Source organism: Ruegeria sp. C8 (genome assembly GCF_056537565.1).
On sequence record NZ_JBQFRV010000013.1, the window covers coordinates 72,924 to 94,120 of the forward strand.

At 59.2% G+C, this 21,197-nt stretch carries 30 protein-coding genes and 2 tRNA genes; 17 read left to right on the plus strand and 15 right to left on the minus strand.

The annotated features are described in order from the left end of the window. The first annotated feature begins 34 nt into the window (after nt 1–34). From rlmB to ACR0KL_RS16640, 4 genes are all read left to right on the plus strand, one after another. Nucleotides 35–811, plus strand: coding sequence for a 23S rRNA (guanosine(2251)-2'-O)-methyltransferase RlmB (gene rlmB, locus ACR0KL_RS16625; RefSeq protein WP_170480235.1), 777 nt, complete (start codon nt 35–37; stop codon nt 809–811). Nucleotides 812–820: 9 nt separating this feature from the next. After that, entirely contained in the window at nt 821–1,102 is a 282-nt protein-coding gene (locus ACR0KL_RS16630; RefSeq protein WP_170554427.1) for a hypothetical protein, read from the plus strand. Between the two features lie 100 nt (nt 1,103–1,202). Continuing rightward, nucleotides 1,203–1,655 (plus strand): YHS domain-containing (seleno)protein, encoded by a 453-nt coding sequence (locus ACR0KL_RS16635; RefSeq protein ID WP_480554875.1) that lies wholly within the window; start codon nt 1,203–1,205, stop codon nt 1,653–1,655. A gap of 197 nt (nt 1,656–1,852) precedes the next feature. Beyond that, nucleotides 1,853–2,323: a CoA-binding protein gene (locus ACR0KL_RS16640; protein WP_170678354.1), complete on the plus strand. Its 471-nt coding sequence runs from the start codon at nt 1,853–1,855 to the stop codon at nt 2,321–2,323. A gap of 2 nt (nt 2,324–2,325) precedes the next feature. Here the strand turns inward: ACR0KL_RS16640 and ACR0KL_RS16645 are convergent, their stop codons facing one another. The 3 genes from ACR0KL_RS16645 to hisF all read right to left on the minus strand — a co-directional run bounded on the left by ACR0KL_RS16645 (nt 2,326) and on the right by hisF (nt 4,040). Next, on the minus strand, nt 2,326–2,892 hold the full coding sequence (locus ACR0KL_RS16645; RefSeq protein ID WP_170374931.1) for a hypothetical protein: 567 nt from the start codon (nt 2,890–2,892) through the stop codon (nt 2,326–2,328). A 72-nt stretch (nt 2,893–2,964) separates the two neighbouring features. Continuing rightward, nucleotides 2,965–3,282, minus strand: a complete 318-nt coding sequence (locus tag ACR0KL_RS16650; protein ID WP_170678352.1) for a phosphoribosyl-ATP diphosphatase — start codon at nt 3,280–3,282, stop codon at nt 2,965–2,967. Further along, complete coding sequence (gene hisF / locus ACR0KL_RS16655) at nt 3,279–4,040, minus strand: imidazole glycerol phosphate synthase subunit HisF (RefSeq protein ID WP_170678350.1); 762 nt, start codon at nt 4,038–4,040, stop codon at nt 3,279–3,281. Before hisF ends, ACR0KL_RS16650 begins: the two co-directional genes overlap by 4 nt. A gap of 118 nt (nt 4,041–4,158) precedes the next feature. On the opposite strand from hisF, the gene ACR0KL_RS16660 reads away from it, so the two are divergent. After that, nucleotides 4,159–4,605 (plus strand): DUF302 domain-containing protein, encoded by a 447-nt coding sequence (locus ACR0KL_RS16660; RefSeq protein ID WP_480554872.1) that lies wholly within the window; start codon nt 4,159–4,161, stop codon nt 4,603–4,605. A gap of 5 nt (nt 4,606–4,610) precedes the next feature. Here ACR0KL_RS16660 and hisA read toward each other — a convergent pair whose 3' ends face one another. After that, nucleotides 4,611–5,330: a 1-(5-phosphoribosyl)-5-[(5-phosphoribosylamino)methylideneamino]imidazole-4-carboxamide isomerase gene (gene hisA, locus ACR0KL_RS16665; RefSeq protein WP_170678348.1), complete on the minus strand. Its 720-nt coding sequence runs from the start codon at nt 5,328–5,330 to the stop codon at nt 4,611–4,613. 123 nt (nt 5,331–5,453) lie between these two features. Between hisA and ACR0KL_RS16670 the strand changes: the two genes are divergently transcribed. Continuing rightward, nucleotides 5,454–5,855: a DUF2147 domain-containing protein gene (locus ACR0KL_RS16670; RefSeq protein ID WP_170374923.1), complete on the plus strand. Its 402-nt coding sequence runs from the start codon at nt 5,454–5,456 to the stop codon at nt 5,853–5,855. Between the two features lie 4 nt (nt 5,856–5,859). Here ACR0KL_RS16670 and hisH read toward each other — a convergent pair whose 3' ends face one another. After that, nucleotides 5,860–6,498, minus strand: coding sequence for an imidazole glycerol phosphate synthase subunit HisH (hisH, locus tag ACR0KL_RS16675; protein WP_170678344.1), 639 nt, complete (start codon nt 6,496–6,498; stop codon nt 5,860–5,862). Nucleotides 6,499–6,556: 58 nt separating this feature from the next. After that, complete coding sequence (gene hisB, locus ACR0KL_RS16680; RefSeq protein WP_170374919.1) at nt 6,557–7,144, minus strand: imidazoleglycerol-phosphate dehydratase HisB; 588 nt, start codon at nt 7,142–7,144, stop codon at nt 6,557–6,559. 154 nt (nt 7,145–7,298) lie between these two features. Between hisB and ACR0KL_RS16685 the strand changes: the two genes are divergently transcribed. Beyond that, nucleotides 7,299–7,538, plus strand: coding sequence for an Lrp/AsnC family transcriptional regulator (locus ACR0KL_RS16685; protein ID WP_050602861.1), 240 nt, complete (start codon nt 7,299–7,301; stop codon nt 7,536–7,538). A 125-nt stretch (nt 7,539–7,663) separates the two neighbouring features. On the opposite strand, the gene ACR0KL_RS16690 is transcribed toward ACR0KL_RS16685, so the two are convergent. After that, a tRNA-Gly gene (locus tag ACR0KL_RS16690) sits at nt 7,664–7,738 on the minus strand. A 37-nt stretch (nt 7,739–7,775) separates the two neighbouring features. Next, nucleotides 7,776–7,850, minus strand: a tRNA-Gly gene (locus tag ACR0KL_RS16695). Between the two features lie 106 nt (nt 7,851–7,956). Here ACR0KL_RS16695 and ACR0KL_RS16700 point away from each other — a divergent pair. Together ACR0KL_RS16700 and ACR0KL_RS16705 are read left to right on the plus strand one after the other, a co-directional pair. Continuing rightward, on the plus strand, nt 7,957–8,136 hold the full coding sequence (locus tag ACR0KL_RS16700) for a hypothetical protein (RefSeq protein ID WP_170678342.1): 180 nt from the start codon (nt 7,957–7,959) through the stop codon (nt 8,134–8,136). A 202-nt stretch (nt 8,137–8,338) separates the two neighbouring features. Then, nucleotides 8,339–9,214: a hypothetical protein gene (locus ACR0KL_RS16705; protein ID WP_170678340.1), complete on the plus strand. Its 876-nt coding sequence runs from the start codon at nt 8,339–8,341 to the stop codon at nt 9,212–9,214. 16 nt (nt 9,215–9,230) lie between these two features. Here the strand turns inward: ACR0KL_RS16705 and ACR0KL_RS16710 are convergent, their stop codons facing one another. Beyond that, entirely contained in the window at nt 9,231–9,497 is a 267-nt protein-coding gene (locus ACR0KL_RS16710) for a DUF2312 domain-containing protein (RefSeq protein ID WP_170374913.1), read from the minus strand. Between the two features lie 164 nt (nt 9,498–9,661). Between ACR0KL_RS16710 and ACR0KL_RS16715 the strand changes: the two genes are divergently transcribed. Further along, complete coding sequence (locus tag ACR0KL_RS16715; protein WP_170468076.1) at nt 9,662–9,880, plus strand: hypothetical protein; 219 nt, start codon at nt 9,662–9,664, stop codon at nt 9,878–9,880. Nucleotides 9,881–9,889: 9 nt separating this feature from the next. On the opposite strand, the gene ACR0KL_RS16720 is transcribed toward ACR0KL_RS16715, so the two are convergent. Continuing rightward, nucleotides 9,890–10,105: a hypothetical protein gene (locus ACR0KL_RS16720; RefSeq protein ID WP_170468079.1), complete on the minus strand. Its 216-nt coding sequence runs from the start codon at nt 10,103–10,105 to the stop codon at nt 9,890–9,892. Between the two features lie 235 nt (nt 10,106–10,340). Here ACR0KL_RS16720 and ACR0KL_RS16725 point away from each other — a divergent pair, with 235 nt between their 5' ends. Genes ACR0KL_RS16725 through ACR0KL_RS16740 form a run of 4 tightly spaced genes read left to right on the plus strand, consistent with a single transcriptional unit; the run spans nt 10,341 to nt 12,526 of the window. Next, nucleotides 10,341–11,204, plus strand: coding sequence for an MBL fold metallo-hydrolase (locus ACR0KL_RS16725; RefSeq protein ID WP_170678338.1), 864 nt, complete (start codon nt 10,341–10,343; stop codon nt 11,202–11,204). A gap of 30 nt (nt 11,205–11,234) precedes the next feature. Continuing rightward, nucleotides 11,235–11,654 (plus strand): YeeE/YedE thiosulfate transporter family protein, encoded by a 420-nt coding sequence (locus ACR0KL_RS16730; protein ID WP_170678336.1) that lies wholly within the window; start codon nt 11,235–11,237, stop codon nt 11,652–11,654. Continuing rightward, nucleotides 11,654–12,085, plus strand: coding sequence for a DUF6691 family protein (locus ACR0KL_RS16735; protein WP_480777291.1), 432 nt, complete (start codon nt 11,654–11,656; stop codon nt 12,083–12,085). Before ACR0KL_RS16730 ends, ACR0KL_RS16735 begins: the two co-directional genes overlap by 1 nt. Before the next feature lie 9 nt (nt 12,086–12,094). Then, nucleotides 12,095–12,526: a protein tyrosine phosphatase family protein gene (locus ACR0KL_RS16740; protein WP_170678331.1), complete on the plus strand. Its 432-nt coding sequence runs from the start codon at nt 12,095–12,097 to the stop codon at nt 12,524–12,526. Between the two features lies 1 nt (nt 12,527). On the opposite strand, the gene ACR0KL_RS16745 is transcribed toward ACR0KL_RS16740, so the two are convergent. The 5 genes from ACR0KL_RS16745 to ACR0KL_RS16765 all read right to left on the minus strand — a co-directional run bounded on the left by ACR0KL_RS16745 (nt 12,528) and on the right by ACR0KL_RS16765 (nt 18,432). After that, nucleotides 12,528–13,622, minus strand: coding sequence for a FliM/FliN family flagellar motor C-terminal domain-containing protein (locus ACR0KL_RS16745; protein ID WP_170678329.1), 1,095 nt, complete (start codon nt 13,620–13,622; stop codon nt 12,528–12,530). 76 nt (nt 13,623–13,698) lie between these two features. Further along, nucleotides 13,699–16,377, minus strand: coding sequence for an ATP-binding protein (locus ACR0KL_RS16750; protein ID WP_170678327.1), 2,679 nt, complete (start codon nt 16,375–16,377; stop codon nt 13,699–13,701). Next, nucleotides 16,377–16,685, minus strand: coding sequence for a hypothetical protein (locus ACR0KL_RS16755; RefSeq protein ID WP_170678326.1), 309 nt, complete (start codon nt 16,683–16,685; stop codon nt 16,377–16,379). The genes ACR0KL_RS16750 and ACR0KL_RS16755 overlap by 1 nt, the downstream gene beginning before the upstream one ends. Beyond that, nucleotides 16,682–17,062, minus strand: coding sequence for a response regulator (locus ACR0KL_RS16760; RefSeq protein ID WP_170468096.1), 381 nt, complete (start codon nt 17,060–17,062; stop codon nt 16,682–16,684). The genes ACR0KL_RS16755 and ACR0KL_RS16760 overlap by 4 nt, the downstream gene beginning before the upstream one ends. A gap of 77 nt (nt 17,063–17,139) precedes the next feature. Continuing rightward, complete coding sequence (locus tag ACR0KL_RS16765) at nt 17,140–18,432, minus strand: helix-turn-helix domain-containing protein (protein ID WP_170678324.1); 1,293 nt, start codon at nt 18,430–18,432, stop codon at nt 17,140–17,142. Nucleotides 18,433–18,621: 189 nt separating this feature from the next. Here ACR0KL_RS16765 and ACR0KL_RS16770 point away from each other — a divergent pair, with 189 nt between their 5' ends. The 3 genes from ACR0KL_RS16770 (at nt 18,622) to accC (ending at nt 21,172) form a co-directional block, all read left to right on the plus strand. Beyond that, nucleotides 18,622–19,158, plus strand: coding sequence for a LuxR C-terminal-related transcriptional regulator (locus tag ACR0KL_RS16770; RefSeq protein WP_170460784.1), 537 nt, complete (start codon nt 18,622–18,624; stop codon nt 19,156–19,158). 151 nt (nt 19,159–19,309) lie between these two features. Continuing rightward, a complete protein-coding gene (gene accB / locus ACR0KL_RS16775; RefSeq protein WP_170678322.1) occupies nt 19,310–19,813 on the plus strand; it encodes an acetyl-CoA carboxylase biotin carboxyl carrier protein in 504 nt (167 codons plus the stop codon). 9 nt (nt 19,814–19,822) lie between these two features. After that, a complete protein-coding gene (accC, locus tag ACR0KL_RS16780; protein ID WP_170374885.1) occupies nt 19,823–21,172 on the plus strand; it encodes an acetyl-CoA carboxylase biotin carboxylase subunit in 1,350 nt (449 codons plus the stop codon). Nucleotides 21,173–21,197 lie beyond the last annotated feature (25 nt).

Consider the following 21,197-nt stretch of genomic DNA (forward strand, 5'->3'; position numbering starts at 1 on the left):
AGGAAATCGAACGCCCGGCCCGGAGGCCAATAAAATGAAGAAACCCAAGTGGGTCGTGGAAAAGGAACAGGCGCGTAAAGCAGCGGCTGCGGAAACGGTTTGGCTGTTTGGTCTGCACGCCGTGCGCGATGCTTTGATGAACCCAAAACGGCAGAAATTGCGCCTGATTGTGACCCGAAATGCCCGTGACAAGCTGGCAGAAGCCATTGATTTTGCGGGCACCGAGGCCGAGATGGTCGATCCACGGAAGTTCAACGCTCCAATTGATCAGGGATCAGTCCATCAGGGTGCCGCCCTTGAGGTCAAGCCGCTGGAATGGGGCGGATTGGCCGAAAACTGTATCGGGCGCGAACACCCACGTGTGATTTTGTTGGATCGGGTGACAGACCCGCACAATGTCGGGGCGATTCTGCGCTCGGCCGAGGTGCTGGGCGCCAGTGCTGTGATCGGGACTCGGCACCATTCCGCGCCTGAGACTGGAGCGCTGGCCAAAACCGCGAGCGGCGCTTTGGAGCGTCAGCCCTATTTGCGGGTCCGCAATCTGGCCGACGCGATTGTCGAGTTGCAGGGCATGGGCTTTCTGGTGCTGGGTCTCGATGGTGAGGCCGAGGATACGATCGAGGCCGCCATAGGGGATCAACGTGATCGTCCAGTGGCGCTGGTGCTGGGTGCAGAAGGCCCTGGATTGCGGCAAAAGACCAAGGAAACCGTGGACAAACTGGTTAAAATTGACGCAGCCGGTGGTTTCGGATCTTTGAACGTTTCAAACGCGGCGGCGATTGCCCTATATGCCTCACGGTACACAGGATAGGAGCGCGTCATTTCTGGCCCATCGAAAATCGCCACCTGCTGTTATTGCGGGACCCGAGCGGCGCTTGTCCTGAAGGGAAAGCAGCGGCATGAGTTGAGCTGTTCCAGTTGCGGTGCGCCGTTACATGACCTCAAGATGCTGCCCAAGCGCAAGGTGACCGAAAGCGCGCCCAAGAAACATGCGGTATCCCATACCGCCCAGCCGAAATCCAAGCGCAAGAAAAAGAAGAAAACCCTGTTTTCGCGCGTGATGGATGAGGCCTGGGATGTGATCGAGGATATCTTTGACTGACCTTCGCGCTTTCGGGGTGTTCACAACCACGTCATCTGGGGTGTCTCGCAGCGCAAAACGTTGCAGATTGAGACGCTGAGTCCATGATTCCGGTGTACCTATGCCAATCCGCCACGCTCTCATTGGCGCGCTGAGCGCCACTCTTATCGCTTCTGCCGCTGTTGCGCAGCCCATGCCCGTGTATTTCGCGCCCGAGGGGGCTGCGATGGCGGGATACGATCCCGTGTCCTATTTTCAGGGTGACATACCCGTGCAGGGCCGTCCCGAGATTTCAGTGACGTGGAAGGGAGCCGAATGGCATTTCGCGTCCCTCGAAAACCGCGCGATGTTTGAGTCGAATCCGCGGGCCTTTGCCCCTCAGTTCGGGGGGTATTGTTCCTATGCGATGGCTCAGGGCATCCTTAAGGGAACCGATCCGGGGGCCTGGCAGGTTGTGGATGGGCGCCTCTACTTGACGTTTTCGCCTGAAATTGAGCGGAAATGGCGTGAGGATCAGTTGGAATACATCCATCAGGCCGAAGGGAACTGGCCTGAGATTCTGTATCGAGAATAGGCAACCTTCCGCCGTTTGTGAAAAGTCATCACAAAAATGCGCACGCCCTCTTTTTTTTAACCAAAACATGCCTAAATGTCACAGTGACCGCGGAACGGAACTGCCGCGGGTCATTTCACTGTCCCTCGTTCCAACAACTGGCGCCCAAGGTTTCTTGGGCGCTTTTTTCTTTTTCAGCCGTCGCATAGGGTAGCGGTATGGCTGAATATTCTGATAAGTTCCTGAGATCCATTCTGAAGCGCACCAAGACCGTTGCCGTGGTCGGAGTGTCCATGAACGAGGTACGGCCGAGTTTCTACGTGGCCCGCTATCTGTCGCTGAAAGGCTTTACCGTGATCCCGGTCAATCCCGGCCATGCGGGAAAGCAACTTTTCGGCCAAACCGTGCGCGCCAGCCTGTCAGATATCACAGAAGATGTTGATATGGTGGATATCTTCCGCCGCTCTGAGGCTGTGCCTCCGATCGTGGATGAGGCGCTGGAGGTATTCCCATCCCTGCGCACCATCTGGATGCAAATCGGTGTTGAACACGCAGAGGCTGCCGCCAAGGCTGAGGCGCGCGGCGTGGATGTGGTGATGAATCGATGCCCCAAGATCGAATATCAGCGCCTGTTCGGAGAGCTACGCATGGGCGGCTTCAGCACCGGCATCATTTCTTCCAAGCTATAACGTCACTGCGCCTGGTAGGGCTTGAGGCGGGCCACCTGCTCTTGCCTGCGCTTTTCCAGAACAACCTCGCGCGGGACCCAGTCATATCTTGTGTCTTCCTGCAGTGGAGACCAGAAAAGAACCCCGCCATAGCGCCACGGGTCCAAAACCACGCCGTCATAGAGCGACTCGCCCCGCGCGCTGATAATGGCTGTGCTGTGGTCGATTCGCAGTGGATTGTCGGCATTGGCGATGGCGCGATGCATGTCCAGCGTTTGGAAGTTCTCTTGCTTCAACCGCCGCTCGATATCTTCGGCCCAGTGCCAGCATAACCCACGCGGGCGCAGGCCCTTGTTGACCTTGGCATTGTGGATCAACGGAGGGTCGGTGATCTCGTATTCCTGCACCAGCTGCGCGGTGTAGGAATATGCAATGCGGGCGGCCCGGTTGGCCTCAGCCGGGTCGATATCGGGACCGAGGCTTTGGATTTCCGAGGCAAGACGCTGAACTTCATCACCGGTGGACGGTGGCGGGGCCGCACAGGCGCCCAAAGTCACGAGGGCCAGAACGCAGGCCAAAGCTCTGATCATTGTGATGTCCCTCGACCGATAGACCGTGAAACATGATCATAGAACCGCTTCGGCGCGGACGGAAGACTGAGCTTAGCTTTTTGGGCGTGCGGCCTTTTCGGCGATACCGCTAAGGCCCTGACGCCGCGCCAACTCCGCCAGCACATCGTCCAGCGCAACGTCGCGCGAGGCCAGCATGACCAGAAGGTGATACAGCACGTCGGCGGCCTCGGCCGTCAGCCCGACTTTGTCGTTCTTGATAGCTTCGATGATGGCCTCAACGGCCTCCTCGCCGAATTTCTCAGCGCATTTTTCTGGGCCCTTGGCCAGCAGCTTTGCCGTCCAACTGCTCTCCGGGTCCGCCCCTTTGCGCGCCTCGATTGTGGCGGCCAGATCGTGCAGGATACTCATGTCAGCCTCATCGGGATACCGGCGGCGGCCATGTGTTCCTTGGCCTCGCGGATGGTGTGTTCGCCAAAATGGAAGATCGAGGCGGCCAGAACGGCACTCGCCCCGCCTTCGGTGACGCCTTCGACTAGATGGTCCAGATTGCCAACCCCTCCCGAGGCGATCACCGGCACATCCACCGCGTCGCTGATTGCGCGGGTCAGTGGCAGGTTGAACCCTGATTTTGTTCCGTCCCGATCCATCGAGGTTAGCAGGATTTCTCCGGCACCTTTGGCGACCACGGTTTTCGCGAATTCTACTGCGTCGATGCCGGTAGGCTTGCGGCCACCATGAGTGAAGATCTCCCATTTTCCGGGTCTGACGGTTTTGGCGTCGATCGCGCAGACGATGCACTGGCTGCCGAACTGGTCTGCCGCCTCGGCAATGACATCCGGGTTGGCGACAGCGGCCGAGTTGAAGCTGACCTTGTCAGCCCCTGCCAGCAGCAAGGCACGCACGTCATCCTTGGTACGGACGCCACCACCCACGGTCAGGGGAACAAAGCATTGCTCGGCCGTGCGCTGAACCACATCGAACATGGTGCCACGGTTCTCATGCGTTGCATGAATGTCTAGAAAACAGATCTCATCCGCGCCGGCGGCGTCATAGGCCTTGGCCGATTCCACTGGGTCGCCTGCATCGCGCAGACCCACGAAATTCACACCTTTGACCACGCGGCCATCGGCGACATCCAGGCAGGGAATGATACGGGTTTTCAGCATGCGCTTTCCTTTGTTGCCCGCACCCTTACCGGCAAAGCCCCGCCGATGCCAGACTTGTGATTGTCACCCCTCTCAAACCTGTGAAAACTGTCCCCAAATTCATCAGGAGATCAATAAGATGCGAAACCTTATTCTGACCACCACTTTCCTTTTTGCAGGAGCAGTTGCCGCAATGGCTGACGATATCATCAAAGTAGAAACCACAAAATCTGTTCCCGAGGCGCTGGACGCCCTGGAAGCCGCAGTGGGGAACGCAGGCGCGACGGTCTTTGCGCGCATCGACCATGCCGCAGGAGCCGAAAAGGTCGGTACGCCGATTCCGCCCAATCAGGTGCTGATCTTCGGCAACCCGGCGCTGGGGACGCCTGCGATGCAGATCGACCCGCGTGCAGGCCTGTTCCTGCCGTTGCAAGTGCAGGCCTATGAAGACGCGAACGGGCAGGTCTGGCTGGCCTATGAAGACCCGAAAGAGACGATGGATGAACTTGACGAGGTCGAAAACTCGCCCGTGATCGAGAAAATGCGCGGCGCGTTGAAGAAACTGACCTCGGCTGCCGCGCAGTAAGGCGTTTAGCTCAGGGCGCGAATGGCCTCAGCCAGGTCAATCGCGCCATCATACAGCGCCCTACCCGAGATCGCGCCGTTCAGCTCAACTCCGCAATCGCGCAGGGCGATGAGATCGTCCAATGAACTTACGCCACCCGAGGCAATGACCGGAATGGAGACGGCTTGGGCCAGCGCGGCTGTGGCTTCGATATTCGGGCCCTGCATCGCGCCGTCGCGGTTGATGTCGGTATAGATGATTGCCGCGACGCCAACATCTTCGAAGCTGCGGGCCAGATCGGTGACCTGTACGTCAGTTTCCTCGGCCCAGCCTTTGGTGGCGACCATGCCGTTGCGTGCGTCGATGCCCACTGCGACCTTACCGGGGAAGGCTTTTGCAGCCTCACGCACCAGATCGGGGTTTTCGACCGCAACGGTGCCCAGAATGACCCGCGCCAAACCCTTTTCGATCCAAGTCTCGATGGTGGCCATGTCCCGGATACCGCCACCCAGCTGAGCGGGCACGTCGCAGGCCTTCAGGATCGCCTCAACCGGGGCGGCATTGACCGGCTCGCCCGCGAAGGCACCGTTCAGGTCGACAAGGTGCAGCCACTCACATCCTGCATCAACAAAGGCACGGGCCTGCGCGGCGGGGTCCTCGTTGAAAACGGTGGCTTTGTCCATTTCACCGCGCAGCAGGCGAACAGCGTTGCCGTCTTTCAGGTCGATGGCGGGATACAGGATCATGTCGGGCGGCCTTATCTGAATGTTACACGGGCGGCGTATCGCACAAGCGGGTTAGCGACGCAAAGTCAATCTTGCCCGTAGCCCGACACCGGGCCAGAGTGAACCCAAATCAGGGAGGTTATCATGAAGAAACTTGCACTTTCGATTGCTTTTGCATCGCTGGCCACAGGCGCGATGGCGGCAGATCCGGCGGATGGGCTATGGAAAACACAACCCGGCGACACAGGTGGATACCTGCACGTGTCGATCAGCGAATGCGGCAGCGCAATTTGCGGCACCATTGACAGCGCCTTTGATGGCAATGGCGATCAGATTCTGGACTATGAAAACCTCGGTAAACAGATCATCTGGGACATGGTTGCAGAAGGCAGCGGCAGCTATGACAACGGCAAGATCTGGGCCCCGGATCGCGACAAGACCTACAACTCGAAGATGACGCTGGACAGCCAGAACCAGCTGACAGTCAAAGGCTGCGTCGCAGGTGGTTTGGTCTGCCGGGGGCAGACCTGGACCCGCATTCAATAACGCCCTAAGGCGCCCAAGTCAGGAAGTTGCCGATCATGCGCAAACCAACATCCTGACTTTTCTCGGGGTGGAATTGCATCCCAAGCATCGTGTCGCGGCCAATCACGGCCGTGACGTCCTGCCCATAGTCCACATAAGCCAGCCGTTGCGCCGGATCCGTGACACGGAAATGGTAGGAGTGGACGAAATAGACATGATCGCCGGATTTCACACCATTAAACACCGGGTGATCGCTATCCAGAACAAGATCGTTCCAGCCCATATGCGGCACCTTGAGCGAAGCGTCCGAAGGCTCAATCCGCAGCACGTCCCCAGCGACCCAATCCAAACCATCGGTTTCGGTGTATTCATGGCCTTTTGAGGCCATCAACTGCATCCCAACGCAGATACCAAGGAAAGGGCGGCCTTTCTGTTCAACCGCCTCAACCATCGCGTCATAGATGCCCTTGTGGCCACGCAGCTCGGCGGCGCAGGCCGGAAAAGCTCCGTCCCCGGGTAGCACCAGCCTGTCTGCGCACGCGACGACACCCGCGTCCGAGGTCACAACGACCTCACCCGCGTTCAGTTCTTTCGCCATACGCTGAAAGGCTTTTTCGGCCGAGTGCAGATTGCCGCTCTCGTAGTCGATAATCGCGGTGAGCATTTGAGTCCTTTCTGTGCGCAACTTGTCCGAAAACCGGTGCCCACTTTTCGGGTTACGCTTACAACGCGCCCTTCGTTGACGGGATCGCATCCGCCTTGCGCGGGTCGGTTTCAACCGCATCCCGCAGGGCGCGGGCAACGGCCTTAAAGGCAGCCTCAGCGATGTGGTGACTGTTGAAACCATGCAACTGGTCGATGTGCAGCGTGATGCCGCCATGGGTGCTAAGCGCCTGAAAGAACTCGCGCACCAGCTCGGTGTCGAAGGTACCGATCTTCTGGGTTGGCAGGTCCACGTTCCAGATCAGGAACGGGCGCGCTGACAGGTCCAGCGCACAACGCACCTGAGCGTCGTCCATGGGCAAGTGACACTCGCCGTAGCGGCGGATGCCTTTCTTGTCGCCCAGTGCCTGCGTCAGAGCCTGACCCAGCGCGATGCCGGTGTCTTCGACCGTGTGGTGGTCGTCTATGTGATAGTCGCCCTTGGCGCGGATCGTCATGTCGATCAGCGAATGACGCGCCAACTGATCCAGCATGTGATCAAAGAAGCCAACGCCGGTCTGGTTGTCATACTGGCCGGTGCCGTCCAGATTGACCTCGACCGAGATCTCGGTCTCGGCGGTCTGACGGCTGATCTTTGCGCTGCGCATGGGCGAATTCCTTTTGCTACAGGCGCGCTTATAGACGGGGTTGGGCGGGTTGATCCAGTGCCCGCAGCGCAATCGGTACAAACTGTTGCAGGGGATTGCACACAGGTCCGGGCCATGCCAGCCTGCCGGAAACTCAAGTCAAAAGGCCCGGCACATGTCCACCTGCGTTTTTATCCAGATCCGCTGCAAACCCGGCACCACCTACAAGGTCGCCGAAGAGATCGCCCTGCGCGAGATTCACTCAGAGCTTTATTCCACCAGCGGCGAATACGACCTGCTGCTGAAGCTCTATATCCCCGAAACCGAGGATGTGGGCCATTTCATCAACGAACACCTGCTGGTGATTCCAAACATCGAACGATCCTTGACCACGATGACGTTCAAAGCGTTCTGATCTGAACCTGCACTCTTGATGCGACAGAATCGGCCCGGTAGCGAAAGACATCCGGGCCACAGCTGAACACAGACGCTCAGGCACCGCGTTCGCATCGAAATTGATCAGTTGGGAAAGTTTGCATCTGGAGCGGGCGAGGCGATTCGAACGCCCGACCCTAACCTTGGCAAGGTTATGCTCTACCCCTGAGCTACGCCCGCATCAGATACACATGTTGGTCCGAAGACCTTAACTCAATGGAGCGGGCGAGGCGATTCGAACGCCCGACCCTAACCTTGGCAAGGTTATGCTCTACCCCTGAGCTACGCCCGCGCCGTTGAGTGAGGAGGGATGTATAAATTCCCGCGCGAGCCTGCAAGCGGAAAAAGACAAAAACCTGCAAAAATCTTTCGACGGAAATTCGGAGCTGATGCGTTGAATGGGTAATGAGGCTTACAAGGCGAAGGGACGCGTGATGAAATCAAGGGCTTTGGTAGAAATGAAGACGGCACTGCTGGCGGCGTTGATTGTTTTCGCGGTATTGCTCTGCCCGCCCGAGGATGATCCGTTGGCCGAGGCCCCCTCTCCTATGTACGAGCGGCAGGTTTTGACTGGATAGTTCGTCTTGCCGGGATTTGCCAAAAGAAGGCACCGCATTCGACGCGGGCGTGGTCCAAGCTGACCTCTGCGGACGCGCGCCAAATCTCGATGTCTCAATAACGATTCTAGCAGCTAACCACCCGCTTGCCGGTTACGGCATTTACCGATGAAGGCGCAGGCTGTAACACCGGAGAAAGGAGCCCGGCAAAAACAGGACGAAGATGCAGGTTGTTATCCACGCAGGCGTGGCCTTTTCCGACAATGACCGGTTGATCGAAACCCTTATGGCGAACGCGTCGGTTTTGAACCAGCAGCGGGTCATCCCTCTGGACCTCGCGCAGGGGCGGCAGTTCGTGAAAGTCGCCTCGGATTCCATGACGACCGGAGTGCCTCTACCAGATGTCTTGATAGGTTTGAATGAGGTTCTTCCCGACCGCAACACCTGCGATCGCGTTGTCCTGTCGAACGACAAGGTTTTTGGCCCCAGACGCGCCGCGATTCTGCACGGGCAGTTTTATCCGAATGCGGCCGAGCGGATTGCGTTCCTGGACCGTGTTCTAGAGGCGGATCAAATCGAGCTGTGTTTCGCGCTGGTGAACCCGGCGAGCTTCATCTCGAAATTGCTGATGTCACTGCCCGCAGAGCGGCGGAAAGCCGTTCTGGGGAACACCGACCTGAGCAACCTGAACTGGCTGACCATGGTCCACGACCTGCGAGAAAAAGCTCCGAACGTTCAGATCACGCTCTGGGCGAATGAGGACACTCCGCTTATCTGGGGCGATATCCTCAGAACGCTTGCCAGACTACCCGACAAGGCGGCCCTGCAACATGAATACGCGTTCCTTGCTTCTGTGCTGACGGACGCGGGCCGTGCAGAGCTGACGCAACTGTTGGAACAAATAGCGTGGCAGGATCGAGACATGCTACGGGATAGTCTGACCCATCTGTTTGATGAACATGCCGACCCGGCGCAGATCGAAGAAGAGCTTGAGATTTCGGGTTGGAATTCCGATGTGGTCAGCGCGTTTTCCGAGATCTACGAACAGGATCTCGCGGCACTACGCGCCATGCCGGGCGTAAGGGTGCTGCAGCCCTGAAACGGGCTGCATCGCATTACATACCCAGAGCTTCCTTATACATTTCGAGAACCGCCTCTTCTTCGGCGATATCATCCTTGTCGCGCTTGCGCAGAGCGACCAGTTTGCGCATGACCTTGGTGTCGTAGCCGCGCGCTTTCGCTTCGGCCATGACCTCTTTCTGCTGCTCGGCCAGATCTTTCTTTTCGGCATCCAGACGCTCGATCCGTTCGATGAACTGGCGCAGCTCGCCTGCTGTCACGCGGTAGTTGGCGGCGGCCTGATCTTCGGTCATGTCTTCCATGTAGGTCTCTCCCAGAGGCTGAATTGCGATGCTGAGACATCGGGCATGGTGCCGGATACATCGCTGGTGCCCGGGTCGCAAGCACCCAATCCCATGGGCGGGCTTGTCGGCAGGCGCCTGATCCGCTAAGCGCAAAAACACGGCACCAGCAGAGGCAGGCAACCATGTTCGAAATCATCACCTGGGGCGGCGCCGCCCTGTCAGTGGCCGGGCTTGTCGGTCTGATCTGGTGCATTCTGCGCGTGATGAAGGCCCGAAAAGCGGGCCTTTCAGATGACGAACTGCGCGCTGTTGTTCAGGGTGTTCTGCCCTGGAACCTTGGGGCGTTGTTTCTGTCGGTCATGGGACTGATGCTGGTCATCCTCGGCATATCGCTGGGATAACCCGACCGATCAGATCGGCAAATTGTCAAACCGCGCTTCCATCGCGTCCTCGCACAGGGCCGCATCAAGTCGGCGCATGCGCGACGGAACATGCATCCCCTGCTGACGCATGCGATCCACGATCTTGCTGAAACTGGGCTGCAGCGCCAATCGGGTATCCAGACACGCGTTCTGAAGTTTTTGCTCTAGCTCTTGCGCTTCGAAATAGAGGTTATCTGTCGTCATTGTGATCCTCCCAATTGTCAGTATCCCCGATATAGGTAACGCGGATACGACACGAAGATGCTACCGGAAACGATGGCGGTTTATTGCCCGCTAAAATAGCCTGTTCGGCAAATCTGCGCGTCTGGGTTAAAGTTTAGGCAAATTTCATATGTCGTGCCTTGACGGACATCAAAACCCGAACTGACTCTTGTATCACATTCTGATTTTCCTATATGTCGTCTAAGTGGAGGAAACCATGAAGCCAAAAGTGAAAGCGTTCTTCGACGACCAGACCTTTACGGTCTCGTACGTCGTCCACGAAGACAGCAGCCGCGCTTGTGCGATTATCGATAGCGTTCTGGATTTCGATCATGCCTCGGGCCGGACGGGGACAAGCTCTGCCGACCAGATCATCGCTTATGTACACGCCAAAGACCTTAAGACCGAGTGGATTTTGGAAAGCCATGTGCATGCAGACCACCTCTCGGCTGCGCCATATCTGCAGCAGGAACTGGACGGCAAAATCGGGATCGGACATCACATCGTCGAGGTGCAGGAGACCTTTGGCAAAATCTTCAATGAAGGGACCGAGTTCCAGCGAGATGGCAGCCAGTTTGATGCCCTCTTCCGCGAGGGCGACAGTTTCCACATCGGACAGATGCGAGGCGATGTGCTGCACACACCCGGTCATACGCCGGCCTGCCTGACCTATGTGATCGGCGATGCCGCTTTTGTCGGCGACACCTTGTTCATGCCCGACTTCGGCACCGCACGATGCGATTTCCCAGGCGGCTCGTCCGAGGTGCTTTTTGCTTCGATCCAGAAGATCCTGTCTCTGCCCGATGAGACCCGCATTTTTGTGGGGCACGACTACAAGGCTCCGGGGCGGGATGAGTATGCGTGGGAGACCACGGTGGGCGAGCAAAAGGCGCTGAACATCCATATCGGGCAAGGTCGCAGCATCGAAGAGTTTGTGGAAATGCGGGATGCGCGCGACGCGACACTCTCCAAACCCCGGCTGATTCTGCCGTCGCTTCAGGTCAATATGCGCGCGGGCCAGATGCCCCCGGCCGACGAACAGGGCGATGTTTTCCTGAAGTTGCCGATCAACAAGCTGTGACCCGCGCCAACAGTATAGGATGGACATAGAATGAACCCGGACTGGATATGGGGCCTGTGTGGCGGCATCTTGATCGGCTGCGGCGCTGCGCTTTACCTGCTTGGCAATGGCCGGATCATGGGGGCCAGTGGCATTCTGGGAGGTTTAATCGACGGCCCGGCGAGGCGCGAGAAACTGGTATTTGTCTTGGGGCTGATCGGTATGCCGCTGATCATGAGCCGTCTGATGAGCGAACGGCCTGAAACGCACCTGACGGAAAATCTAGGCCTTCTGGTCGTGGCCGGGCTTTTGGTTGGCATCGGCACGCGGCTGGCAAACGGGTGCACTTCGGGTCATGGGGTCTGCGGCATCTCTCGGTTTTCGCTGCGCGGGATTGTTGCAACCCTAATCTATATCGCTGCCGGAGCGGTGGTTTTGGCCCTGTTCCGCCACGGTTTGGGGGTGATCTGATGCGGTTGTTGATCGCTTTGTTATCGGGCGCGATGTTTGGCGCGGGGCTGTTGCTATCGGGAATGACGGATACCCAAAAGGTTCAGGGCTGGTTGGATATCTTCGGTGCATGGGACCCGACACTGGCCTTCGTCATGGGAGGCGCGATTCTGCCCATGTTGGTCGCGTGGCGCATGACCAAGACCCGCCAACCGGTGACTGGCGGCACATTTCCCGCACCTGCTCGGCCCGAACTTGACCGAGGGCTGATCCTCGGCTCAGTCCTGTTTGGCGCAGGCTGGGGATTGGTCGGCCTATGCCCAGGCCCAGCCATGGCGGCACTGTCCTATGGCGGGACCAGCAGCGCCGTCTTTCTGGTTGCGATGGCGGCGGGGATGCGGTTGGCGCCGGGGCTGCGCGCGCAACTGGACAGGGCGGCCAACGCGGCCTAATCAATTGGCATGGAGATTCGACCTATAACCCCCCGCTACGCCGTGTCCCCGCAGATCACTGTCGAGGACGTGCCCGCCATTGCCGAGGCCGGCTTCGTCAAGGTTATCTGCAACCGACCCAATGCTGAGGTCCCCGAGATCATGCAATCGGATGCGATCGGAGACGCGGTCCGCGCAGCAGGGCTGGAATACGAGGTGCTGGAACTGACCCACCAGACAATGACACCCGAGAATGTCGCCCGGCAGAGGGATATGGCCGAAAGTTGCTCTGGCCCGGTTCTGGCATATTGCGCGTCCGGCACGCGTTGTTCGGTTGTTTGGGCTCTGGGTCAATGCGACCAGATGAGTACGGATGAGATTCTGACTGCCACCACCAATGCCGGGTATCAGTTGGAGCAGCTGCGCCCTACTCTGGATCAACTGCGCAACACGTCAGACTAGATCAGACCTCCCCATACTTCGGGCCATCGAGGCCCGCCAGTTGCGAGATTTCTGCAGCCATTAGATCGGGTTCAACAAGGCTCAGGTCGTCGTCGACCGGATCGGCAACTGAGGGGCTCGCGACCAGATCGAGAGGGTCGGACAGGATATCTACGTCCGTGTCAGCCATATCGCCCCGGACACTGGCCGGTCGGCTTTCTATGAATTCGGCGGACTCCAAAGCATCCAGCGCGGGCAGCGGTACGTTTTCGTTCAGCCGAACGGCGCGCATCCCGCCCGACTGCCCCAGACGCCCGACCGAGGCGCGGGTGCGTTCGATCGTCAGAACCTCAGTCCGGTCCAAGCGTGCGCCGGTCAGCGGCAACAGGCTGCCTACCTCAAGCGTGGAAAGATGTGCCAACGGCAACCTCATCCGGCACACCACGGCGTTCAGCTCGGCTCGGACGACGCCTGATGACTGCTCCAGCCGAGGGCCAGTGTCGATATCCAGCTCGACCTCAGCTTCGTCGGGCGCGAGCGGATCAGGCAGCACGATCGTGATCTGGCCCTGACGCAACCCGCCTCCAAGTTCCACGGTCAGGTCAAAAACTCGGCAGCTGTCTGCCTCCAGCGATAAGATCAGACCACGCAAATCCGCCGCCCGTGAGGTATACTCATACCCTGTCAAACCCTGCTGATCTGCCGCATCGACCAGACCGACGGCACGGCGCAATGCATCCTCGACCAGCGGGGCTGCCATGGCGGCGTCCGTATCCGTAAAGCCTCTCGCGGCGGGCGCGTCCGAAGTAACCTCACCAATTGTTTGGGTCTGAACGATGGCCGAGACGCAGTTCAAATCCAGACAGGCCGCGGCAACCCCCTCTGGCCCCGTAAATTTCAGAAGCAGCCAATCCTCGGCCAATGTGGCCGCAAGGCCAGCCTGCGCCCGGTCTGCCTGCTTTGCACCAATAATAGCCAGCGGAAGATTCAAACGCTCACCTGCGGCCCGCGCAAAGCCCAGACGCAACGCCCGCAGGATCGAGCGGGGTCGATCCCCCAAATCCCCCTGCCCCAATGACAATTTACGCGCCAGAGCGGCGCCGACCGATTGTGCCATGGCTTCGGTACCATCCGATTTCTTGTCGTGAGTCTTAGTGTAACCCGGCAGAGGTTACGAACTTCTTTAAACCGAACTATTGCGCCGCTTGTCGGTAGGCCAAAGGCAGGCTGACGCGGAACGCCGCACCGCCCTGCCCGGGCAGATAGGTGATATCGCCGCCCAAACGGTGCATGATCTCGCGGCAGATCGCCAAACCCAGCCCGGCGCCGCCAGCCTTGTCCCCTCCGACCCGCGCGAATTTCTCAAAGATCATCGACCGCGCCTCGGGCGGGACACCGCTGCCGTTGTCGATGAAATCCACAACCAGCTGCCCGCCCACATCATGAGCCGAGATCGTCAGTACGGGTTCATCGGCATCACAGTATTTCCGCGCGTTGGAGATGAGGTTGATAAACACCTGCCCCAAGCGGTCGAGATCCGTTTGCAAGGGGATACGCTCGGATGCCTTGCTGCGCCGCACAGCGAGCCGCTGATCCGTGCCCGCCAGTGCGCTGGAGATCGACCGATCCAGAACCGAACGCAACGTATCATCGCCAAGGTTCAGCCTGACCTGTCCGTTCTCAAGAACGCTTAGGTCGAGCAGATCGTCCAACAAACGTGTCAGGCGCAGCGCCTCGTCGTGAATGATGGCGGCATAGCGGGTCTGTTCTTCACCGCTCAGCCCTTCGGTGTCGCGCATTATCTCGGAAAACGCCCGGATCGAGGTCATGGGCGTGCGCAATTCATGACTGACCTGGCTGAGAAAGCTGTCTTTCTGCTCGGATATTTGGGTTAGCTTGGCGTTGGCATCGCGCAACTGGCGTGCCGTGCGGCTAAGTTCGGCAGATTTTTCTTCCAACTGGCTGGAGTATTCCAGCAATTGCGCAGATTCGTCGGCAACGGCCAGGAGGTCCTCGACCGAAACCGAGGCTCCTCCCACGATCTGCCCGATCATCGCATGCGCCGTCGCCGCCCCTACTGAGCCGCTGAGCTCCCTCTCAAGCCGGGCCAGAAATCCGGGTGTCGGCTCGGGCAAGGGCGAGCGTCCGCCCTGAAGTTCGGCCTCGCGCTGGAACAATTCCTGGGCGGGCGATGTGCCCAGAATGCGCTGGGTCATGATCATCAGGTCTTCGCTTTGCGCAACCGACCCGGTCCAACCGCGCGGCGCGACCGAGTGGTCAAAGACATTGACGAATTGCGCGCCCTGAAGCCGCTCCAACGGGCTGGGAAAGCTCAGCAGGGACGCAACACAGAACACAACCGCATTCAGGGAAATTGACCACATCACGGAATGCACCATTGGATCGATACCTTCGATCCCGAACAGGGCCTGAGGTCGCAGCCATGCAATACCAAATGGTCCGTTCAGCAACACACTCTCGGGCATCCACGCAGCCCCCATTCCGGGAAGAAGCAGCGTGTAGATCCACAGCACAAAACCCACGGTCAAACCTGCCAGGGCACCGGTTCTGGTGGCTCCGCGCCAGAACAATCCGCCGACCATCGCGGGCAGGATTTGCGAAATACCGCTAAAGGCCACCAACCCGATCGAGGCCAACGCCGCGCCGCCGCCAGACAGACTGTAGTAGAAATAGCCCAGCGCCATTATCGCAGCGATTGAGATACGCCGCGCCATCAATACGATGTTGCGCACGTCTCCGGGGACAGACCCGACCCGCTCATGCGTGTTCAGCCAAATCGGCATTACGACGTGGTTCGACACCATCGTCGACAGGGCCATTGCCGTCACGATCACCATCGAGGTCGCTGACGAGAACCCTCCGATGAAGGACAGCATAGCCAGGCCGTCCTTGCCCTGCGACAACGGCACGGTCAGCACGAACAGATCCGGGTTGGACCCTTCCGGCAACATATCGAGCCCGATAACGGCGATGGGGACGACAAACAGGCTCATCAGTAGCAGGTAGAGAGGAAAGGCCCACGCGGCGGTACGTAGATGGCCCTCGTCATCATTCTCGACCACCATCACCTGGAACATGCGCGGCAAGCAGACAAAGGCGGCGGCAGACAGGAAAATAAAGGTCGTCCAGCGCCCGGCATCCACTTGCCACGTGCCAATTTCCGAGGCGTCGATCCGCTCCATCATCGGGCCAAAACCACCGGCAATGCCCCAGACGACGAAGATGCCGACAGCCACCAGCGCAAACAGCTTGACGACTGACTCGACCGCAATGGCAGTTACCACGCCATGGTGGCGTTCATTGGCATCCAGATTGCGGGTGCCGAACAGGATCGCGAACATCGCCAGCCCAGCCGCCACCCAAAACACGCTGGAGCCTTCGCGGTAGAGGCCCGAGGGGTCGGCCTCGGCAAAGATCGAGAAAGACAGGGTAATCGACTGCAATTGCAACGCGATATAGGGCGTGCCGCCAATCACGGCCAGAATCGTGACGCACACCGCCAGCGTGTTCGACTTGCCATAGCGCGAGGACAAAAGGTCCGCGATCGAGGTCACGCGCTGGCTGCGCCCGACGCGCACCAGTTTGCGCAGCCCCCACCACCAACTGATCATAACCAGCGTCGGCCCGAGGTAGATTGTCACGAACTCCAACCCCGACCGCGCCGCATTGCCAACCGCGCCGTAAAAGGTCCAAGCCGTGCAGTAGATCGATAGGGACAGCGTGTAGATCAAAGGGGAGCGCAGCCATTTGCCCCGTCCGGCCGCCGCCATCCTGTCTGCGGCAAATGCCACGCCGAACAGCAGAACGACATAGCCCAGACAGACCAGAATCAGGACGTTCAATGTTGCCATCAGCCAGCGTCCGCGTCAGAGCTGTCATCCACGCCGGTGCGCCGGGCGACGAAGCCAAAAATCAGGCTGACCAGAATCAGACCGATCCAGCAGGCGAAGATGTAGAAGATCGCCGACGACAGCGGCACACCGCCGGTTTCAGAATAGGCGTCCGGCCACAGCAGCGGCAACACCAACAGCGCTCCGCCTAGAAATGGTAGTAACCGAGCCGAATCCGCCAACCTACGCCGGCGATAGCTTTGCCGTTCCAGAAACAACGAGGGCCGCGCACCGCGCGACGTGCGGTCCTGACCCTCGGGCGACGTCATAACTGCGTTGCCTGCGCATGCAGATCGCGCACGGCGGTCAGCACCTCAGCGTTGGAAAAAGGTTTGGTCATGAAGCGGCTAACACCCGCATTCTCGGCCATCTCACGATCTCTGGACTGCCCGCGAGCGGTCAGCATCAGAACCGGCAAGTCCTGCATGTCGTCCAAGGCACGCAGATCGCGCAGGATGTCCATCCCGCTCTTGCCCGGTAGCATCACGTCCAGAATCACCAGATCGGGCTGTGCGCCCTGAATCACCTGAAGCGCATCCGCGCCATCGCCATGTGTCTCGACCTGCCACCCCTCACGAGTCAGCAAGAATCGGATGGCCTCGGCAATGTTGGGCTCATCCTCAATCAACAGAACCTTACGGCTCATTTGTGTATATCCTCCCGATGACTGGCCTCCACCCCGGAACCGGTCTTCGCCAGATTAAGCGGTTGTTCGGGAACCTGTCAAAAGCCTTCGCTGAGAATTGACGGCTCGCGACGAGAACCGCAATCGCCGCTTGGGCAAATCCGGCAGCTTGGCCCGACCCGTGTCGCCTCTGGGTTCGGTTCGGCCTCGACCAGCGGCCATATCAGCATGGCCGCGCGATACGAGGGTTCCTGGTCGTATCCGGACAAGCCATGCGGCCAGGCATAGGCGTGACATTCGAACATTGCGGCGGCACGCCCCTGCTGCGCGACCTGCCGTCTGATCGGAACCAGAGGCCGATTCAGCGCAGAAAACAGCGGCCAATGCGGGCAGGCCTCGCCATGGCGCGGCAGCGACAGGCCGGTGACAGGTTTCAGGAACAGGATACTGCCCGAGCCGTCGCAGATCACCAGCCCTACTGGGCGGTTCAGCACCTTTTCGGGCAGGCTGGCTAGGCGTCGGAACACTGTCGGCAGATCGACCGAGAATCGCTGGGCCAGTTCCATAGGGTTCGGATCAACATCTGCAAGCGTGGTTTTGAGGGCATCAAGCGGCATGGCCTTGGCGTCAGCCTCACTCTGCTTTAGCCATTCCCCTGCAAGGTTCCGTGCAGCCGAGGTATTTAGACCCTCTAGATCTATGACCTCTGCCCCTTCCCCGGCGTCGAGTTCTGGAAAGCTATAGCCGCGCGCTTCAAGAAACACCTCAACCTCTTCCAGCGGTGCGCCACGCGGGTCTTTCGACGTATCGCATTCGTCTAGGTAGGTCACCAGCGCCTTTGAACTGTCGGCCAGTCGCTCGGCATCCTGATGAAGGTTCTGGTGGAACCGATCCTGCCACTCGGCGTCGATATCCTGCGGGTCGGCCAGAATCGCTGCGGTCGACCGAATCGCCGCTGCGGTCGACAGCACTTCGTGCATCGAGGCTGCCAGATGCGGGTCATGGGTCAATCGGTCCGAAAGCGTTGCAACCGTCCGTTCCAGCGACACGACACGCCGGTGCATCTGCGCCAAAACCCCCGACCAACCAGGAAAGCGGCCTGCAAACTCCTCAAGCGTTTCAATTTCGGCCTGCTGGCCAACTGCATCGGCCGCCGCTTCGCGCAAGGCCGATATCAAGGTCGCTTCGATCCCTTGCGTCAACACGGAGGGCTCAACTGCCAGCGCCCCTGCAATATCGACCAGCAATTTGCCCCCGATCCGGCGGCGGTTGTGCTCGATCAAGTTCAGATAAGAGGCCGAGATCCCCACTTGACGCGCAAGTTCCGCCTGCCTTAGACCCGCAATCTGCCGTCGTTCGCGGATCCGGCTACCGGTCAGCAAATCCCGCATGATCAAGGTCCTCAGTCACGTATTGCTATATCTGGGCAGTTGTATTTTCAGTTTATTCTATCATTTTCCTAATGTTATGCACCAGTTTTCACATTGAGTTGACAAGATTAACAACGTCCGGTCCTCGATGGCACCGTCAGACGCGCTTCGCCCCTTCTCATTTCCTGCATTTACCGCCACCATATGAGTATGAGCGATCCAGCTTTTGAATATGCACCCATCGGCCTTGTCGAATTGGAAAACCGCATCATCCGACGGTGCAACTTGCAATTTGCGCGCACCTTTGGCGGGGATGAAGCCGAATACAATAATATGCCCTTGCTGCATCTCTACCCTTCGGTCGCGGATTGGGAGAGAATCGGGCAACGCAGCCTGCAGGTGATGCGCGATACCGGCTACTACACCGATGAACGTGTGATGCGACGTCGGAACGGAGACCTGTTCTGGTGCCGCGCGCGAGGACGCTCGCTGACCCCTGACGATCCGTTTCGCCATGGAATCTGGAGCTTTTCCGACATCTCCGAGGAGCGCCCGCTGGTGGAACTGACCGTGCGCGAGCGCGAAGTGGCGATCCTGTCTTGTCGCGGCCTGTCGGCTAAGGAAATCGGGATGGAGCTGGGCCTGAGCTACCGCACGATCGAGGCCTACCGCGCCCGGCTACTGGAAAAATTCGGCGCTAGGAAACTGCCGGAACTGGTTGCAAAGCTCTCTGGCATGCCGCTGTAAGAACAACCGCCCGTAATAAACCATCCAAACCCCCTGTTTTCAGGCTTAAACGGCGCTTTTCATGGCTGCTCGCTTGGCTTATAACGCTGCGTAATCAGATCGAAGCCCGCGTAGATACAGACGGGCCAAAGGGGAACCTTCGAGGATACTCATGACAGATACCAAACACGAAGCGGATGTGGCGTTCATCAAAGCCTTGGCCGAACTGCTGCGCGAAAATGACCTGACCGAGCTGCAGGTCAAACGCGAATATGGCGAGGAAGACAGCCTGAACGTGCGCGTCAGCCGCGCAACGCAAGCGGTTGCCGCTCCGGTTCAGGTTGCCGTTCCGGCTGCAGCCGCAGCACCTGTCGCTGCCGCGCCGGCCCCTGCAACAGCCCCCGCAGCCCCGGCCGCAGATGTGGAAGACCCGGCCAGCCATCCCGGCGCTGTGACCTCGCCTATGGTCGGCACGGTTTACATGCAACCCGAGCCCGGTGCGCCCTCTTTCGTTTCGGTCGGTGCGTCTGTTTCCGAAGGAGACACGCTGCTGATCGTCGAAGCGATGAAGACGATGAACCACATCCACGCGCCCAAATCGGGCACCGTGAAACGCATTCTGGTCGGCGACGGCGACGCTGTGGAATTCGGCACCCCTCTGGTCATCATCGAGTAAGGCGGGCCCATGTTCGACAAGATCCTGATTGCCAACCGAGGCGAGATCGCCCTGCGCGTCATCCGCGCCGCGCGCGAGATGGGGATTAAGACGGTCGCCGTCCACTCCACCGCCGACAGCGACGCGATGCATGTGCGCATGGCGGACGAATCGGTCTGCATCGGCCCCCCGCCCAGCCCGCAAAGCTATCTGTCTGTCCCCGCGATCATCTCCGCCTGTGAGATCACCGGCGCGCAGGCGATCCACCCCGGCTATGGCTTCCTATCCGAGAACGCCGAGTTCGTGCAGATCGTCGAAGACCACGACATCACCTTCATCGGCCCCACTGCGGAACATATCCGCGTGATGGGCGACAAGATCACCGCCAAAGATACGATGAAAGCGCTGGGTGTGCCATGTGTTCCCGGCTCCGACGGTGGCGTTCCGACGTTGGAAGACGCCAAGCGTATCGGTGAAGAATTCGGCTATCCCGTTATAATCAAAGCCACCGCCGGTGGCGGCGGACGCGGCATGAAAGTCGCGATGAGCGCGGATGAGATGGAAAGCGCCTTCATGACCGCACGTGCCGAAGGTAAAGCAGCCTTTGGCAACGATGAGGTCTATATCGAGAAATACCTTACCACACCGCGCCATATCGAGATTCAGGTCTTCGGTGACGGCAAAGGCAACGCTGTTCATCTGGGTGAGCGCGACTGTTCACTACAGCGTCGTCACCAGAAGGTGTTCGAAGAGGCCCCCGGCCCCTGCATCACCCCCGAAGAACGCGCCAAGATCGGCAAGATTTGCGCCGACGCGGTGGCCAAAATCAACTATATCGGAGCGGGCACCATCGAGTTCCTGTACGAAAAAGGCGAGTTCTACTTCATCGAGATGAACACCCGCCTGCAGGTGGAACACCCGGTGACCGAGGGTATCTTCGGCGTCGATCTGGTGCGCGAACAAATCCGCGTGGCCTCAGGCTTGCCGATGTCGTTCGGACAGGATGATCTTGAGATCAACGGCCACGCCATCGAGGTTCGGATCAACGCAGAAAAACTGCCCAACTTCTCGCCCTGCCCGGGTAAGATCACGGCCTATCACGCGCCGGGTGGTTTGGGCGTGCGGATGGACTCTGCGCTTTACGATGGTTATTCGATCCCGCCCTACTACGACTCGCTGATTGCCAAGCTGATCGTTCAGGGCCGCGACCGCGCCGAGGCTCTGGCCCGTCTTGAGCGCGCCTTGGGCGAGCTGATCGTAGACGGCATCGACACCACAGTGCCTCTGTTCCACGCGCTGTTGCAGGAGCCGGACATCCATAGCGGCGACTACAATATCCACTGGCTGGAGCATTGGCTTGCGGAGAATATGGCCGACTAACCCCACAGGGCCGGTTGGCATGCGC